Origin of the sequence: Bacteroides sp. ET71 (genome assembly GCF_023336905.1) — a bacterium.
Classification (GTDB): domain Bacteria; phylum Bacteroidota; class Bacteroidia; order Bacteroidales; family Bacteroidaceae; genus Bacteroides.
This window is the reverse complement of record NZ_JAMBLS010000003.1, coordinates 67,242-82,806: the sequence shown is the minus strand read 5'-3', so window position 1 is coordinate 82,806 and position 15,565 is coordinate 67,242. Positions and strand designations below refer to the sequence as shown.

10 protein-coding genes are annotated in these 15,565 nt (G+C 58.2%); 2 read left to right on the top strand and 8 right to left on the bottom strand.

What is annotated here, in order from left to right; all coding sequences use genetic code 11:
* Positions 1 to 40 precede the first annotated feature (40 nt).
* Positions 41 to 2,506 carry a primosomal protein N' gene (priA, locus tag M3090_RS02890; protein ID WP_249053890.1) on the top strand — a complete coding sequence of 822 codons (2,466 nt, stop codon included), beginning with the start codon at positions 41 to 43 and terminating at the stop codon, positions 2,504 to 2,506.
* Between the two features lie 174 nt (positions 2,507 to 2,680).
* Here the strand turns inward: priA and M3090_RS02885 are convergent, their stop codons facing one another.
* The 6 genes from M3090_RS02885 to M3090_RS02860 all read right to left on the bottom strand — a co-directional run bounded on the left by M3090_RS02885 (position 2,681) and on the right by M3090_RS02860 (position 11,738).
* Positions 2,681 to 3,607 carry an AraC family transcriptional regulator gene (locus M3090_RS02885; RefSeq protein WP_249053889.1) on the bottom strand — a complete coding sequence of 309 codons (927 nt, stop codon included), beginning with the start codon at positions 3,605 to 3,607 and terminating at the stop codon, positions 2,681 to 2,683.
* 79 nt (positions 3,608 to 3,686) lie between these two features.
* A complete protein-coding gene (locus tag M3090_RS02880) occupies positions 3,687 to 6,860 on the bottom strand; it encodes a glycosyl hydrolase (protein WP_249053888.1) in 3,174 nt (1,057 codons plus the stop codon).
* Between the two features lie 161 nt (positions 6,861 to 7,021).
* Positions 7,022 to 7,831, bottom strand: a complete 810-nt coding sequence (gene rhaD / locus M3090_RS02875) for a rhamnulose-1-phosphate aldolase (protein WP_249053887.1) — start codon at positions 7,829 to 7,831, stop codon at positions 7,022 to 7,024.
* A gap of 50 nt (positions 7,832 to 7,881) precedes the next feature.
* Positions 7,882 to 8,913 carry an L-rhamnose/proton symporter RhaT gene (gene rhaT, locus M3090_RS02870; protein ID WP_249053886.1) on the bottom strand — a complete coding sequence of 344 codons (1,032 nt, stop codon included), beginning with the start codon at positions 8,911 to 8,913 and terminating at the stop codon, positions 7,882 to 7,884.
* Between the two features lie 71 nt (positions 8,914 to 8,984).
* Positions 8,985 to 10,235 (bottom strand): L-rhamnose isomerase, encoded by a 1,251-nt coding sequence (locus tag M3090_RS02865; RefSeq protein ID WP_249053885.1) that lies wholly within the window; start codon positions 10,233 to 10,235, stop codon positions 8,985 to 8,987.
* A gap of 42 nt (positions 10,236 to 10,277) precedes the next feature.
* A complete protein-coding gene (locus tag M3090_RS02860) occupies positions 10,278 to 11,738 on the bottom strand; it encodes a rhamnulokinase (protein WP_249053884.1) in 1,461 nt (486 codons plus the stop codon).
* Between the two features lie 487 nt (positions 11,739 to 12,225).
* On the opposite strand from M3090_RS02860, the gene M3090_RS02855 reads away from it, so the two are divergent.
* Positions 12,226 to 12,762: a low molecular weight protein-tyrosine-phosphatase gene (locus M3090_RS02855; RefSeq protein ID WP_249054016.1), complete on the top strand. Its 537-nt coding sequence runs from the start codon at positions 12,226 to 12,228 to the stop codon at positions 12,760 to 12,762.
* On the opposite strand, the gene M3090_RS02850 is transcribed toward M3090_RS02855, so the two are convergent.
* Positions 12,716 to 13,480: a hypothetical protein gene (locus M3090_RS02850; protein WP_249053883.1), complete on the bottom strand. Its 765-nt coding sequence runs from the start codon at positions 13,478 to 13,480 to the stop codon at positions 12,716 to 12,718. The genes M3090_RS02855 and M3090_RS02850 overlap by 47 nt on opposite strands.
* A gap of 3 nt (positions 13,481 to 13,483) precedes the next feature.
* On the bottom strand, positions 13,484 to 15,526 hold the full coding sequence (locus M3090_RS02845) for an HD family phosphohydrolase (protein ID WP_249053882.1): 2,043 nt from the start codon (positions 15,524 to 15,526) through the stop codon (positions 13,484 to 13,486).
* Positions 15,527 to 15,565 lie beyond the last annotated feature (39 nt).

Here is a 15,565-nt window from a genome sequence, read left to right as displayed (position 1 = left end):
GAGGGGGTGCTTCGGCTTCGTTCAGTATAAAAGTTTGTGCATGGAACGGTTTGTCGACGTCATACTGCCTTTGCCTTTGCCCGGTGGGTTTACGTATCTGCTGCCTCCGGAGCTGGAGGAGAGCGTACGGGAAGGGTGCCGTGTGGTGGTGCCTTTCGGGCGCAAGAAGTTCTATACGGGCATTGTGGAGAGGATTCATGCGCTCCGTCCTGAGGGTTATGAGGTGAAGGAGGTATTGGCCGTGCTGGATGCGCGGCCTGTTCTGTTGCCTGTTCAGTTCAGGTTTTGGAAGTGGCTCTCGGACTACTATCTATGCACGCTGGGTGATGTCTATAAGGCGGCTTTGCCTTCGGGGTTGAAACTGGAGAGTGAGACGGTGGTTGAACTGAATCCGGACTTTGAGGCGGGCGAACGTTTGCCGGAGCGTGAGCAATGTGTCTTGGATTTGTTGGCTGAAGAGCCAGCGTTGTCGGTCACGAAGCTGGAACAGCGTGCCGGGATAAAGAATATACTGGCCGTCCTCAACGCATTGCTGTCTCGTGAAGCCGTATTTGTGAAGGAGGAACTGAAGCGTACGTACAAGCCGAAGACGGAAACTCGCGTGCGCCTGGCTCCGGATGCCCGCAATGAGCATCGGTTGCACATCTTCTTCGACGAGTTGCAGCGCCGTGCCCCTAAGCAGCTCGACCTTCTGATGAAGTACCTGGAGCAGTCCGGAGCCCTTGGAGGGAGGGAACGCCCGGTGTCCAAGCGCGATTTGCTGCAACGCACGGGAGCCACGCAGGCTGTCTTCACGGGCCTTGTCTCGCGCGGTATTCTTGAGACCTACCAGGAGGAGGTAGGCCGTCTGGGCAACGGCCAGCCTGTTGGTCCGCTGGGGCAGCCTCATGTGCTTTCTGCCGCCCAGCAGCGTGCGCATGACGAGATTGTGGCAGCTTTTCGCGAGAAGCATGTCTGCCTGCTCTACGGTGTTACTTCCAGCGGTAAGACGGAAATCTACATTCACCTTATTCAAGAAGCTTTGGAACGGGGCGGACAGGTGCTTTACCTGCTTCCGGAGATAGCGCTGACTACTCAGATAACCGAACGCCTGAAGCGTGTCTTCGGCAACCGCCTGGGGATTTATCACTCTAAGTTTCCCGATGCCGAGCGGGTGGAAATCTGGCAGCGGCAGTTGTCCGACACGCCTTATGATGTCATACTGGGCGTGCGCTCGTCAGTCTTCCTGCCCTTCCGACGGTTGGAGCTGGTCATTGTGGACGAGGAGCATGAGACTACGTACAAGCAGCAAGACCCCGCTCCCCGCTACCATGCCCGGAACGCGGCCATCGTCTTGGCTTCTTACTACGGAGCCAAAACGTTGTTGGGAACGGCCACTCCCAGCCTGGAGACGTGGCACAATGCCGAAACGGGAAAGTATGCCCGTGTGGACTTGAGCGAACGCCATCGTGCGGTCCAGCTACCCGAAATCATCCCTGTGGACATCCGCGAACTGGCGCACAAGAAGCGCATGAAAGGGCCTTTCTCGCCCCTGCTGTTGCAATACATCCGCGAAGCGCTCGAACGGCGGGAACAGGTCATCCTCTTCCAGAACCGGCGGGGCTTTGCGCCGATGGTCGAGTGCAATACGTGCGGCTGGGTGCCCAAGTGCCAGAACTGCGACGTGAGCCTGACTTACCACAAGGGCCTGAACATGTTGACGTGCCACTACTGCGGCTACACCACCCCCCTGCCACTTCGTTGCCCGGCTTGTGACGGTACGGATTTACGGGCGCGGGGCTTCGGTACGGAAAAGGTGGAAGACGAACTGCACGCCCTGTTGCCCGAGGCACGCATGGCACGCATGGACCTGGACACCACTCGCTCGCGTTCGGCCTACGAACGCATCATCGACGATTTCCAGCAGGGCCGTACGGACATCCTGGTGGGTACGCAGATGGTGTCGAAGGGGCTAGACTTCGACCGGGTCAGCGTGGTGGGCATCTTGAACGCCGATACGCTCCTGAATTATCCCGACTTCCGGGCCTACGAACGTGCCTTCCAGTTGATGGCCCAGGTGGCCGGCCGTGCGGGCCGGCGTGAGATGCGCGGGCGCGTCATCCTTCAGACGAAGAGCATCGACCATCCAATGATAGCACAAGTCATAGCCAATGATTACGAGGGCATGGCGGCCGGCCAACTGGCCGAACGCCAACTGTTCCGCTATCCGCCCTACTACCGCTTGGTGTACGTCTACCTGAAACACCGGCGCGAGGACGTCGTAGAGCAGATGGCGCAAGACATGGCTGCCCGTCTGCGCACCTTGTTCCGGGAGCGTGTGCTGGGCCCGGACAAACCGCCCGTGGCCAGAATCCAGACTCTTTTCATCCGCAAGATAGTGCTGAAGGTGGAGACTACGGCGCCCGTGGCACGCGTACGTAGCTTGCTGCTGGCCGTGCAGCGCGAGGTGGGGGGCGACCCGCGCTTCAAGGGGGCGATGGTTTATTATGATGTAGATCCGATGTAGCGGGAAACAGAATCTCTGTTTCCCGCTTTTTGCTAACTCATTTTGTTATAGAATCTTGTCCTTAGTGTGCAGCAGGCGATTCTTGTCTGTACATAGGCCCTTTCTCTATTGTTCGTTGCTTGCTCCGCCACAGTTCGGACGAAGCGTGCTTCTTCCGGCAGACAGGCACGGCCCTCAATCGCCGTCCCGTTTGCCGCGGGGCGTGCCCCGTCCCACCAGGCGGTAATCGGAGGGGGTGCAGCCCGTGTGTTTCTTGAAGATGGAAAAGAAGTGCTCGGGCGACGCATAGCCAAGCGAGTAGGCAATCTCCTTGACAGAACAGGACGTCCCGACCAGCATTTGCTTGGCCCGACGAAGTTTCAGCTCCTGGAAATATTGGGCAGGGGCATAGCCGGTGTAGTCTTTGAACACCTTCCGGAACCACGAATAGCTGACGTTCAGTTTCATGGCCAGTTCCTCGGGATTCATTTCCTGGCAGACGCTCTCGTTCATCATGATTTTGGCTTGTTCTACTTTCCGGGCCATGTTGTTCAATCCGAAGGCACAGTTCTTCGAGACGGAGAGCACCATCCCCAGCATGTGAAGCACGATGCCGGCGAGGTATTGCTGTGCAAACATCTTGTCGGCCTGGGCCACTTCCAGCGCGCGGGCGAAGAGCGAGAAAAGCTCTTCGTTCAGCCCCATCTCGAAGACCTGTTCGCCAAGAGACTGGAAACCTTCTTTCATGAACTGGTCTGCCACCGTTCCTTCAAAACCGATGAAATACTCGTCCCACCCTGTGTCGCGGCACGGGGAGTACGTGTGCCATTGCCCCGGGTAGAGCAGCAGCAGGTTGCCTCGGGATATCGGCCTGGTGCCGTTTCTTTCCAGGGACAGCTCTCCCTTGCCTTTCGTGATGTAGACCAGTTGGTATTCGTGCAACACACGCCCTTTGCTGACGTTGAAGAAATAACCCGAAGGATGCCCCTCTAACGGATAGAACGAGCCTGCTCCGATGGTTTGGAAACCTACCGTATTGACCCACAGCCCGTACTTCCGGTCTCTGTCGTTGACGATGAGGTACTTGTAGGCTGCCTTCCTGCTTGTGTCGTCTTTGTCCATAAAGCACACTTGTATTGTTAGCTACCGGCAAAAATACGGATTATTCTCTAAACATCAGGCGTTTGTGCGAAGAACGATGCTATTTTACTTCCTCTAACGTCACCGGCCCCATCAGCCCCGAAGGTTGCAGGGCGTCTTGTGGCGTCCAGGTGTTGCGGGCGGCCCACGTGGTCCGTTCCTGTTCCGGCAAGCGGCTGTCGCCAATCAGGCGGTTCTGCCACGTGGTGACGACTTCCACCTCCACCCGGTTCTTGCCTGCTACGGCCAAGTCGGTCACTTCCACCTGGTAGGGGGCAGTCCATACGCCTCCGGCATACCGCCCGTTCACCTTTACTTTGGCCATCACGCCCACGTGGTTCAGGTTGAGATACAGGCGCCCGGCGGGCTTCTGGGGCAGTTCGAACGTCGTTTCGTAGTCTATCGTGCCCGAGTAGTAGCGTATGGTGTCGTTGCTGCTCGTGGTCAGGTCGAAGAGTTGGCTTGTGAGCGTTGCGGGGGCAGGAGCACGGAGCGAGTCGCGGAAGTGTATGCCCCAGTCGCCGTCGAGCTGCACCAAGGTGTGCGGGCGTGGGAAGTTAATGTCGACCGACGCTTCTCCGTCCATCGCTTCGGAAGGTTTCCGGAAGACGATGAAGGCACTTTCGCCCGGGCAGAAGCGCAGCGGCACTTCCGTGCAACTGTCTCCCTTTTCAGCGTAAGAGGGCAGGGGACGTATGCTGCCGTCCATCGGATTCCACAGTTCCGGCTGTCGGCCATTCACGCGGAACACAGGCGACACGTCGACCGCTTCTCCGCTTTGGTTGGCCAGGAAATAAACCTCGGCACCGGGCAGGGTGCGGTGTCCGTACACCACGGGTGCTCCTTGGGGCAAGGCGCAGTCGGGGGCACAGTGTATGAAATCCAGGGCTTCCTGCATGTCCATGCCGCACAGCAGGAACCCTTTCCCTACCGGGATAGCTGTCTTTGTCTGGCCGTCCCAGCCTTTCCACAGTTCGGCTGATAGGGACTGCACACGCTTGTCGGCGTTCGGATAGTCTTGTCCGCTGGGCGAGCGGTCTGGGGGCGTGCCCAGTACCACTGCCCCGTCGCGCAGCAGTGTGGCGAGCTTTTCCAGCAGCTCCGGGCGCATGGTCTTCAGCGGCGGCAGCACCAGCAGTCGGTATTTCGTCCCGTGGGGCAAGGTCAGCAGTCCGTCTTCCATGTTCAGGTCGCGCAGGATGACTTCTGCGTTGATGTAGTCGAACTGGTAGCCTTCCGGCAGTGCCGGTTCGGCCAAGCCCGTCATTTTCGGGGTGTCCTCGCCTATGAAGTAGGCTACGTCGGCCACGTTCAAGCCCTGTTGCAGCATGTAGTTCACGCGCTTCAGGTAGGTGGTGAAGAGGTCCATCTGCGTGAACCAGGTGTTCATGCGGTTAAATTCGCTGCCGAACCACGCGTTGACGCCCGGTACCCGCTCGTCGGAGGGTTGTGAGATATAGAGGTGGAGCAGCGTGTTGTTAATGCCTTCCGCGAAGAAACGGTCTCCGCGGGTTTTCATCTGTGCGGGATAGCACTCGAAGGGTCGCCCTCCGCTGGTGAACGATTCGGCAGAGATGCGTGTCTTGCCATAGATGTGGCCGCACGACGATGCCGCCCGGTTTTCGATGTTGCCGAGGTCGCCGAAGCTCCAGAACTCGCCTCCGATTTCGTCCGACTGGCCGCCGTATTGCAGGAACTCGGCCGGGAAGCCCCAGTGTCCATAGTTCTCGAGCCACGTGTGCAGGCCATGTTCGTGGCACACGTCGCGCAAGCCGCCCACATAGTCATAGGCCACACGGTCGGCCACCAGACGGCGCATGTCCCACAGGAAGCGGTCGGACCGGTCCCGGCTTTCTACTACGTATCCTTCGTACACCGGAAGAAAGGGCAGCGGGTCGTAACCGTAGCGTTGCTTGAACGAGTCGAGGAAGTCGTCCGTGAAGTTTTGCCCGCCTGTCTCGTAGCTGTCCTGCACGACGACCTTCCAGCTTTTGCGGTCGGCTTCGGGGATGCGGCGGCAGATTTCTCCCATGAATGCGTCGAAGTGCGCTCTCACATGCTCGCGGCTCATCTTGTCTACCTCCAGTCCTGTGGCTTCGGGGTCGGCCGGCGCGTTGGTCACTCCAGTGGGCCTCATGCCTGTGCGCATCACTATCCAGCGTCCGGCGGGGGCGTCCCAGCGCAGGGTGTCGCCTTGCAGGCAGTCGGAGATGTCGATCACCTGTGCGGCGGGTATTGCCAGCGAGGCGTCGGACAGGGGCGGTTGCTCTCTCCATTGGTATTCATGCCAATAGGGCAGGGGTGCCTGGAACATCTTGGCAAGCGTCTTTTCCGGGTAGCTTTCGAGGAGCGGTGCCGACAGCAGTTCGATGTTTTCCAGTGTCTTGTCGGCTACGGCGTCGCCAAACTCCAGGCGGAAGCGCCGTGCCGGGGTGTCGGCTACGGTGACCACGATGGGGGCATACGGGTCGAAGCCCACTATCAGTGCGGAGTTGATGCGTGCGATGCCGAACTCGGTCACCGGTTGGTATCCGTCGCCGTTGTCGGCCAGCAGGCGTGCGTTGGCCAGGATGCCGTCGTGCGACGGTGTGACTTTGACGGTGCGCAGCGTGAAGCCTTCGGGAGCTGTGAAGTCTACGGCATACGGGCGTTTCGACGATGCGGGGAAGCTGACCGGGCCTGAGGACAGTGCGGGGAGTGCTTCGCCGGCGGGGAAGGCCAGCACCTTGACGTCCTGGAAGTCGGCTGACGGCTTCTCCAGCAGCAGTTCTACGTGTCGGCCGCCCGTTACCTCCCGATGCACGGAGGTCAGGTAGCGCATGGCTTGTTCGGGTTTTATCCACGGGCCGCCCGACTGGCTCCAGCCCGGTGTGTTGAAGATGCCGATTTCGATGCCCAGTTCGGTGGCCGTCTTCAGGGCGGTGTGCAGTATGCGCCACCACTCTTCGCTGCCAAAAGCGACCTGGGGGTAAGGTGCCTGTACCGAGTTTTCTCCGATGCAGCCGATGAACGCGCGGTTAATGCCCGCCCGTTTCATGGCCTGCAAGTCTTTCACCACTCCCTCCTCGGAGATATATCCCGACACCCAATACCAGTAGACCGAAGTCTGAATGTCGGCGGGAGGATTCTTGAAGCCTGCCTCCAGATCGGCGGAGGCAGAAGGGGCGCATGATGCCGCCAGTCCGAGCAGTAGTGCGCCGCACAATATCTGTCTTATTTTCAACCGTATTTTCATGGTTCGTACATTTATCGTTAATAATTTGTTTTCCGGCAATCTTCGGCAAGGCCGTGCCCGCTGGCTGTTGCGGACACGGGCGCTGGCTGTTGCGGACACGGGCCGAGGCTATTGCGGGCACGGGGCGGACGCCTGTGGGCGCAGGCCGGCGGCTGCCGTTCTCACTTGGGCAGGTTGAAGGCCACGGACATCTCGCGCATCTGCTCGGCGCTCATGCCTTCCGGTTCGAAGCCCATGTTTTTGGCAGCTATGTAGATAAGGGCCGATTTGTTGAGCACATCCACCTGGTCGAAGGCCGCCATCACGTCCACGTCTACGGCAAAGACGCCGTGCTTTTCCCACAGCACCACGTCGTAGTCGTCGAGCTGGCGTATCGTCTCTTCTGCCAGTTCCACCGAACCGGGCAGGCAGTAGGGAACCACCCCCAGACCGCGCGGGCAGAATGCCTTCGTCTCGGGAATCATGCTCCACAACAGGTTGGACGCCACGTCTTTCTCCAAGAAGCGGCGGCAGTGGCTCATGGCCACCAGTTCGATGGGGTGCGTGTGTATCGAAGCCTTGTAGGGCGAGCCTTGGGCTATGAGGTAGTCGTGCACGCTCAGATGCGAGGGCAGCTCCGAAGTAGGCGCTACCGGATTGTCGGCTATGATGACGTAGCTTGCGCAGTCGTCGAGGATGCGGATGACCGAACCGTTCTCCATCGGGCGCCGCGCCAGGTCGCGCATCCGTCGGTTGGTCCCCTTGCAATAGAAATAACAGCCCTTCAGGCGGGGCAGGGTGACGCCGATGGGCCTCACCTCGCTGATGGGCGGCATCTGTCGGATAGCGTCGTCCACATGCTCGGTAATGTTCACGGTGATATTTCCGCCGTTCCGTTCTGCCCAGCCTTTCTGCCAAAGATAACCGGCCACTTCGGCCACCTTTTCCACTTCGGCTGCCAGAGCCGGGCGTTCAGTAAGAATAGATTTCATACGTTTCTTGTTTTATATGATGATGATACATTTTGTCAATGCGCCAGGCATCAGGCCTGCGCCATGGCCACCACGATGATAGAGGCTATCAGTACCAACAGCCCGCTCACCAGGACTACGGCCGCTTTGCGTCCGCACCCGCGCCACTCTTTGAGCACGATGCCCCACACGTTGCTGAACGTCACGTTGAGCGACATCAGGATGCTCCACGAAAATGCCAGCAGCACAGGAGCATCGCCCAAGAAGCTCTTGCCCATCTCCAGACCGAAGAATTGCGAGTACCACAGCACGCCGGCCAGTGCGCAAAACAGTACGTTGTTAGCCAGCACACCGCCTCGTTGCGAGAAATATTCTTTGCCAGTGCCGTTCTTCACGTTCTGGCTGATGCAATAAGCGGCGTTGGTGAAGAAACCGCCCAACGTCACGAGGCAAATGACCGGCAGCCCGGCATACAACGGCTCTACCCCGGCCAGCAACGCCGCCTCTTTGATGGGAGTGCCGGCGTCGAGCCCCAAAGCGAAGCAAGCACTCATGACGCCGGCCAGCAACGCCACGAGCAAGCCCTTGCCCAAAGCGAAATCCTTCACCGCCGCACGCTTCTCTTCCTCGCTCATGTTGCGCGAGCGCAGACTCCCTGCATAACCGATGATGGCGATGCCCGCCAACGTGACGCACACGCCGCCCAGCAGCATCAAACCCTCGCCATGCAGCAGGTCAGTCCCCGCAAAAAGCGCGGGAAACAGCGTGCCGAACGCGGCGCAAGTGCCCAGCGAAACACTCTGTCCCAGAGCCACCCCAAGATAGCGCATGGAGAGGCCGAACGTCAGTCCTCCCACACCCCACAATACACCGTAGACAATGGCTGGCCACGCGCCTCCTGCCGACCACAGGGCACACAAGTTACCCCCTTCGGGAACGGCTAACAACGCACCAAGGAACGGGAACACCAGCCAGGCAAAAATGCCTTGCACCAGCCAGAAACTTTCCCATGACCAGCTTTTCACCCGGTTGATAGGCACGTACGAACTGCTTTGTCCGAAACTGCCTATCGCAATAATCAAAAGACCTGCAAGTATCTCCATAGGTTACATATTCCTTTGCCGGCCATCCGGACAGCTCTTTCTCGGAAGGATTGCCCGGGATAGCCGTTGAATCAGCGTTTCGAAGTAACTTCGGCCTCGTATTTCTCTATTTCGCTTATGAACTCATGGCCCACGGGGACATCGTTCTTCAGGCAGAACATGTCCCACACGGCGTTCCACGGGAGCGACTTGGCTTCTTCAAGCAATGCCAGACGTTGGAAGCCCTTGCCTTCTGCCTCGTAGCGTCGCAACGTGTCGAGCGGCTCGAGCAGAGCTTGCAACAGGCACTTTTGCGTGGCACGGCTGCCGATGACATAAGCTCCGATACGGTTGATGGAGGCGTCGAAGTAGTCAAGGCCGATATGAACGCGCTCCAGCGCGCCGCAGCGGACAATCTCATGGCAAAGGTCGAGTGTCTCGTCGTTCATGATGGTCACGTGGTCGCTGTCCCAGCGCACCGGACGGCTGACATGCAGCATGACCTCTGGCACGAACAGCAAGAGGGACGACAGCTTGTCGGCCACGCTTTCCGTGGGATGGAAGTGTCCCGTGTCGAGCGTGATGAGCTTCTGTCGTAGCACTCCGTATCCTATATAGAAATCGTTCGATCCGACGGTATAGCTCTCTAGCCCGATGCCGAAGACCTTGGACTCCACACAGTCTTTCATGTGGGTGTATTCCTGGGCGAAGATTCTGTCGAGCGAATCCTTAAGCAGCTCGCGGTACTTCATCCGGTTCACTGTGATGTCTTTGCTGCCGTCGTGCACCCAAAGGTTCATGATGCAAGGGTCCTGTTGGCGTTTGCCCATCTCTTCGGCAATGGCACGGCAGCGTTTGGTATGTTCCACCCAAAAGTCCCGGATGCTTTTGTCTGGATTGGCCAGCGAGAGGTCTCCGCTCTTGGGATGGGAGAAGGAGGTGGAGTTGAAGTCGAGTTTCATGCCGTTTTCGGCGGCCCATTGCATCCAACTTTCGAAGTGGCGGGGTTCCACTTGGTCGCGGTCTATGAACTGGCCTCCGAAGTCTCCGTATATTTCATGGAGGCTCAATCGGTGCTTGCCGGGGATGTAGGAGGCGGCTTTCAGGATGTCTTGGCGCAGCTCGTCAATGTTGCGGGCCTTGCCGGGATAGTTGCCTGTGGTCTGGATTCCGCCGGTAAGTGTGCCGCGCGATTCGAAGCCTGTCACGTCGTCGGCCTGCCAGCAATGCAGGGAGAGGGAGGTGCGTTGCAAAGTGTCCATGACTTTGTCTGTGTCGATGCCAAGGTCTGCGTAGCGAGCTTTGGCCAGCTTGTAAGCGTTGATGATTTGTTCTTCTTTCATGATTGTATAGGTTAATGAAACAGATAGTTTATGCTGTATGGGTTATTCCAAGTGTGTGAAGCGGCGGTAGGCGGCCTCCCATGCGGGGGTGTCTTGTGGCTCGAACACTGGCAGGTTGAGTGAGTGGCTCAGGACACTGCGCATGGCTGTTATGTTGGTCGCCTGGCCGGCGGCTATGGCTTGTATCATGATGTTGCCGATGGCTGTGGCTTCGGCAGGTCCGGCGACTACTGTGATGCCGCAGGCGTTGGCTGTCCATTGGTTGAGCAGGTGGTTGTTGCTTCCGCCGCCGATGATGTGCAGTGCAGAGAGGGGGCGGGGGGAGAAGGCGCGCAGGCTGTCGAGCACCTGGCGGTAGCGCAGGGCCAGGCTTTCGAAGATGCAGCGCACTACCTGTCCGCGTGTCTCGAGCTGGGGTTGGGCGAGGTGTGAGGCACAGTAGTCGCGTATGGCCTGCTCCATGTCGGCGGGGTTGGCGAAGGTGGGGTCGTCCGGGTTTATGAGGCTTCGGAATGGTTCGGCGGCCTTGGTTTCGGCGATGAGGTCGGCATAGGAGGCGTTGCCCCAGCCCGGGCGGCAACGTTCCAGAAGCCACATGCCGCAGATGTTCTTCAGCAGGCGGATGGTTCCTTCTACGCCGCCTTCGTTGGTGAGGTTCAGTGCTTCGGCGGCCGGAGTGAGGACTGGGGCTGCTGCTTCGATGCCCATGAGCGACCAGGTGCCGCTGCTCAGGTAGGCGAAGTCTTTTCCGGTGTCGGGCACGGCGGCTACGGCCGATGCGGTGTCATGGCCGGCCACGGCTATCACGGGGACGGGACCTAAGCCTGTCAGCCGTTGCACTGCCGGTGTGAGCGTACCGACCGTTTCGCCGGGATAGACGAAGCGTCCGAAGTGCTTTTCCGACAGTCCCAGTTCGTGCAGCAGGGAGGGCTCCAGGCGGCGTGTGGTGGCATTGACCAGTTGGGCTGTGGAGGCGATGGTGTATTCTGTCACCATCTCGCCCGTGAGCAGGTAGCTCAGGGCGTCGGGCAGAAACAGCAGCTTGTCGGCGGCGGCCAGGGCACTGTCGGCGTTATGTCTCATCGTGTCGAGCTGGAACAAGGTGTTGAAGTCCATCACCTGGATACCGGTCAGCCCGTACACCGTGCTGCGCGGCATGCGCGTGAAGAAGCGTTCGGGCGCTCCCGTCGTATGGGGGTCGCGGTAAGCGCGGGGCAGGCGCAGGAAGGCTCCGTCGGAACCAACGCATACGAAATCCACCCCCCACGTGTCTACGCCGATGGAGGTGATGACGCAATCGTTGCGGCGTGCGGCCGACTTCAGGCCTTCGAGCACGTTGCGGTAGAGTTCGTAAATGTCCCAGTAGAAGTGTCCTCCTGCTTCAATCAGGTGGTTCGGGAATCGGTTCAGCACCTCCAGTTCCAAGTTGCCTTCTCCGAAGCTTCCCAAGATGGTACGGCCGCTCGTTGCACCGAGGTCGACCGCGAAAAAGCATTGTTTCATGGCAGTTCTTTCGTTATCGTTAAGTTTCTTTCAATCAAGCAAAACGCCCGGCAGGCTTGTGCCCGCTGGCTGTTGCGGACACGGGCGCAGGCTGTTGCGGACGCGGGCGCTGGCTCGTCCGCACACGGGCCAAAGGGATTGTTCCCTTTCCCGGCAGGCGATGTCCGGCCTGCGTCTGTGTCTTTGTTGCAAAAATAAGCGAAAGCAAGCCTTCTGCCCCTATGCTTTTTGATGGATTTCCTCTGCTTTTTGACAGTCTGCGTTTCTTTCACGTCCCGACTGGCGGAAGATGCCGGTCACAGGCATGGCGGCTCTTTGCCGGAAGAAGAGTACCTACACAGGCCGTCCGGTGGAGAGTTTCCGATAAGAAAGGGAGGTCACTTGCCTGATTACGCTCGATTTTTGTTACTTTTGCGGCGAGTTGCGAAGGCAATGGCGTGCGCGGCGATGGCGCATGGTAACCTCTCCTGTAAACCAATTTGAAATGATGGAAAATAACTCGCTGAACCATAAACCGAAATGTAAGATACTCTTCGTCTGCCTCGGAAACATCTGCCGTTCCTCGGCAGCCGAGGGAGTGATGCGCCACCTGGTGGAAGAAGCTGGGGTGGCCGACCAGTTTGAAATTGATTCCGCAGGCATCTTGTCCTACCACCGGGGCGAACTGCCCGACCCGCGCATGAGGGCGCATGCCGCACGGCGGGGTTACCGGTTGACGCATCGCTCGCGCCCGGTCACCACCGACGATTTCCTGCACTTCGACCTGATTGTCGGAATGGACGCTCGCAACATGGACGACCTGCGCGAACGTGCCCCTTCGCCTGCGGAGTGGGCGCGGCTGTGCCGCATGACGGACTTCTGCCGCCTGCACACGGACGCCGACCACGTGCCCGACCCGTATTACGGCGGGGCCGAGGGATTCGAATATGTGTTGGATTTGCTGGAAGATGCCTGTGCCGGTTTGTTGCAGGCTTGTCTTACTGCTGGTGATACACGTCATAGTAATGGCGCTTCTCCGGATTGAGGCTGCACGTGGCATCTACTCCGGCATGGCGCAGGGCCTCGGTCAGCTCTAAGAGACGGCTGCGCGGCACTCGCCCGATGTAGAACAGGCGATAATGATGGTCCTTCTCCAACAGCTCCATGACGTGCGTGTGCTGTTGCTCGCGGGCAAAGTCGATGTTCAGTTTCCGGATGTCCTCGTAAGGGAAAGCCAGCGTCCGCCCCATGCTGTGCACTTGTAGCGCATGGCTGTCGAGCGTCACGTAGCAGTAGCGCGTCAGCAACGTATAGCTGCCGTAGATGGCCAGTACGAAGCAAGGCAGGCTGAGCCATAGCCCGGCCGCTCCGTCTTGCATGGCGGCCAAGTAGAACCCCAGGCAGAAAAACGCCAGACTGAGCAGGGCCTGCCAGACGAGCAAGAGCGAGGGGCGGCGGAAGGTAAGCGGCTGCTGCGGCACTTCCTTGCGCGGCACCTGTCCTTCGTTGTCCATCGGGATGCCCTTACGTAGCAGGTAGTGTACGGCGGTAGTGGGGTGGTGGCGCGTGTGCAAGATAAAGGCACGCTCCGTGCCGTCACTCAGATGCAGCGTCAGTATGCCCGGGCCGTACAGATTCCTTTCACTGTGTTTGTCCGTCACGGGCGTATAACGCTTCATGAAGCTGAATGACTTGACTTCCCGTTCGTCGATTCTTTTCCTTCGAAGCAGGCGCTCGACCTGCCGGTCGTATTTCTCGTACATATCTTATTTCTTTAGTTCCGGGTAACTGATGCGCGTGTGATACATCGTCTTGAGCTTGTCCTTGAAGACTGCTTTGACCGTTGCAATGTCTTTGAACGTGATGGGGCATTCGCGGAAGAAACCGTCGGCCAGTTGTCCGTCGATGATTTTGTCTACCAAGTTGCCTATCGCTTGTTCCGTATATTCGGGCAGGCTGCGCGAAGCCGCTTCCACCGAGTCGGCCATCATAAGCACGGCCTGTTCCTTGGTGAAGGGGTTCGGACCGGGATAAGTGAATATGGCCGGGTCGGTCTCCTCGCCCGGATGCTCGTTTTTCCAGGAGATGTAGAAATACTTCGTGACTCCCTTGCCGTGGTGCGTGGAGATGAAATCCTTGATCACCTTCGGCAACCCGTACTTGTCCGCCAGTTTCAGCCCGTTGGTCACGTGGCTGATGACCACCTGCGCGCTCTGCTCGTAGGTCAGCGCCTTGTGCGGGTTGACGCCTCCCGACTGGTTTTCCGTGAAGAATACCGGCTGTTCCATCTTTCCGATGTCGTGATACAGCGCCCCCGTCCTGACCAGTTGCGCGTTTCCGCCGATGGCATTGGCGGCAGCCGCAGCCAGGTTGGCCACCTGCATGCTGTGTTGGAACGTTCCCGGCACCGTCTCTGACATCCTTCTCAGCAAAGGCGTATTGATGTTGGACAGCTCGACCAGCGTCACGTTCGACGTAAAGCCGAACGTCTTTTCCACCAGGAACAGCAAAGGATACGTAAACAGCAGCAGCACGCCGTTGATGATGAAGTTGATATACATCGCAGCGTTCCATTTGCTCGGGTCGCTTTCCGTCATCAGTTCATAAGCAAAGTATGTTGCCGCATAAGCCACTGTCACCACGGCTGCCGTCTGGAACAGTTGCGAGCGTTGCGACAATTCCCGCAGGCTGTAGATGGCCGTCAGGCCTGCCACGCATTGCAGCAAGATGAACTCGTGCGGATAGCGCAGGCTGACGGAACAAATCAGCACCGTCACGACCAGACTCAGGAACGCCGTTCGCGAATCTAAGAACACGCGGATGATGATGGGAAGCATGGCGTACGGCAGCATATACACCGTCATGAAATGTTGGGACATCATCAGCCCCGTTATGGCACAGTAAATCGTTATTCCGGCAAAGAGCAGCGCCATCCCTCCCCGGTGTTCATAGTATCCTTTCCGGAACAGGTCGAGGTAGAGCATGAAGCACAGCATGAAGATGCCTACGAACAGAATCTGCCCTGTCAGTACCAGGCGCCGCTGGCCGTTTGTCTCGCTGCGTTTGATAAACTCTTGCCGGTAGCTGATTAGGATGTTGTACGTCTTTTCGCTGACAATCTCTCCCCGGTCGATAATTTTCTGCCCGCTTAAAACAATGCCGCTGGCCCAGGAATAACTGTCCAGCAACTCCTGCCGGGCAGCCTCGCTGCGTTCCTTGTCATACGTCAGGTTGGGCATCAGGTAATTGTTCAGACCCGCCGCTTGCAGCACGCCGGGTCTGTATCTGAGCGTATCCGCCGTCAGCAGCTTCTTATAGGCCGTCTTTACCGAATAAAGTCCGTCCGTTCTCTGTTGGTTGACCAGCTTCTCGTCCACGATCATGATGCTTTCCGTGCTGTCTTTCTGCAGCGAATCCAATGCCTCCGTGGTCAGGATTCCTGTTTCATAAATCTCCTTCAGTTGTCTTTCCACATATCGTATATAGTCTGCGGGCAAGACCAGGCTTAGCTCTCCCTGGCAATCTTCTTTCAGCATCTCCAGTGCCTTCCTCCCCTGCTCCTTGTCGATGTTGAAGAACGGTTGGAAATGGTGCATCAGGCTGTCTTGTTCTTTTTCTATCACTTCTGCACCTTTGTAGATGGGAAAGTCGAATGTCGCCATCAGTTGCCCATACTTCCACGGCTTACCGATGTCAAATTGGTAATTGAACTTGCTGTCTCGTGGCATAAAGTACACGATGACGCTTACAGTAATGACGAAGATGAGCGCTTTGTACAACAAGTTTCTCGATATCTTAATCTTTTTCATAAGCTCCAGTGTTATATTCAACGATTTTCCGGCGAAAAG